1 protein-coding gene and 1 pseudogene are annotated in these 1,462 nt (G+C 69.4%); both read right to left on the bottom strand.

Translation table 11 applies throughout. The annotated features are described in order from the left end of the window. Positions 1-84: 84 nt before the first annotated feature. The gene (locus ADL01_RS20255) at positions 85-630 is read right to left on the bottom strand and encodes a MarR family winged helix-turn-helix transcriptional regulator (RefSeq protein ID WP_053743430.1); all 546 of its coding nucleotides are present in this window, start codon (positions 628-630) and stop codon (positions 85-87) included. A gap of 79 nt (positions 631-709) precedes the next feature. After that, positions 710-802: pseudogene (locus tag ADL01_RS42300) on the bottom strand (VOC family protein); the annotation flags it as partial. Positions 803-1,462: the final 660 nt, after the last annotated feature.

Here is a 1,462-nt window from a genome sequence, read left to right as displayed (position 1 = left end):
GTCAGCCCGTCGTGTCTGCGCGAGACCAAGCCGTTGACGAAGTGCGTGATGCCGAAACACAGAGCGGACAGCAGCGCGAGCAGTTCACCCATGGTCACGCTCCTGGGCCACTCGGTGGCCCCGGTCCGCCTCCCCCACCGGGCAGGACGCACCGTCCCGGACGCAAACGCCCCGGTCGCACAGTCGGCATATGCGCTCGCCGTCACCGGGCCGCCGGTACAACCCCGTCAGGAGCTTGCTCATCAACTGGCCGAGCTGCTCCTGCTCACGGTCGTCGAGGTGGCGCAGGGCCTGTCGCAGCACGTCGCCCCGGGAGGCGAGGAGGCTGTGTGCCGCCTGGGCGCCCAGGCCGGTGAGCTGGACGCGCACCCACCCTCTCCAGCTGGCCTCTCTGCGTAACAGGCCCTGTTTTTCCAGACCCTCGACCATACGGGACGCCGCGGACTGGCTCAGTCCCACCCGCCGCCCCAACTCGGTCACACTCAATCCGGCATCCGTGGACAACACCACCAGCGCGGCAGCCCCGCTCGAACTGGTGCCGACCGCCGCGATCGCCCCGGCCACCACCACGTCACTGAGAGCCAGCGAGGCAGCGCCCAGAAGATTCGCCGTGCGCAACTCATCATGCATGACTCATGCGTAACCCCGCTGAAGTGCTGCAAACACCATGTGTCAACAGGCAGACGGGCGCGCGGGATCGGGTCAGCCTTCAGCTGAGTTGCTCGGCCGGTCCGACGATGATGCCCTCGGGCCCGCGGACGTAGCAGAGCCGGTAGCTGTCCTCGTGCTGCGCCACCTCGCCGAAGGCTGCTCGGCCCGGCTCGTGGAGCGTCACGCCCCGCGGTCGCTGACCATGGTGGGCATCGGCCCGGACATGGCCGTCATCATTGAGCGCTCACTGCGCTGGGCGCCGATACGGGGGTCGGCGCCCAGACCAGCCTGGGGAACGGCAGGCAGCCTGTGGCCAGGAGGAAGCACACACCCGGCGCGGATACCGCGCCCCGGAGCACCCCTGGAGCCTGCGAAGTCACACACGTCCCGAAGGTGCAGCGACGTCTTGGGCCACCCGATGAGATTATCTCTCGCGTCGGACAATGCGTCAGGTGTGGTGTGCAGTGCCGCCCGGAAAATCCCTGGCGGGCTCCGGTCCGGCGGGAGAACGTGTCGATGACGAAGGCGACGGAGACGACACCGGCCCAGGTCTTCACGTGGGTGAAGTCGGCGACCCAGCACCGGTTCGGGGCAGCGCCGACGAAGTCGCGGTCCGGCAGGTCCTGCGCCCGTTCGACCTGGCCGCCGGGCAGCGTGGTGATCACGCGTCTGCCGCAGACCGCTCCGGTGATGCCGAGTTGGCGCATCAGGCGCCGGACGACGAGACCGCCGAGGACACCGCGGCGGACATCCGGGCCGGGCGGTACGCCAGGAGGCTGTTCCAGGCCGTGCACTCCCTGACCGCATCCGG

The sequence above is a fragment of the Streptomyces sp. NRRL WC-3618 genome (assembly GCF_001280005.1).
GTDB lineage: Bacteria > Actinomycetota > Actinomycetes > Streptomycetales > Streptomycetaceae > Streptomyces.
Note: the sequence above shows the minus strand (reverse complement) of the source record. Positions and strands in the feature narration are given on the sequence as shown.

Excerpts from the sequence above, each read along its gene's own strand:
- ADL01_RS20255 (WP_053743430.1), bottom strand. The coding sequence starts at position 630 with ATGCATGATGAGTTGCGCACGGCGAATCTTCTGGGCGCTGCCTCGCTG.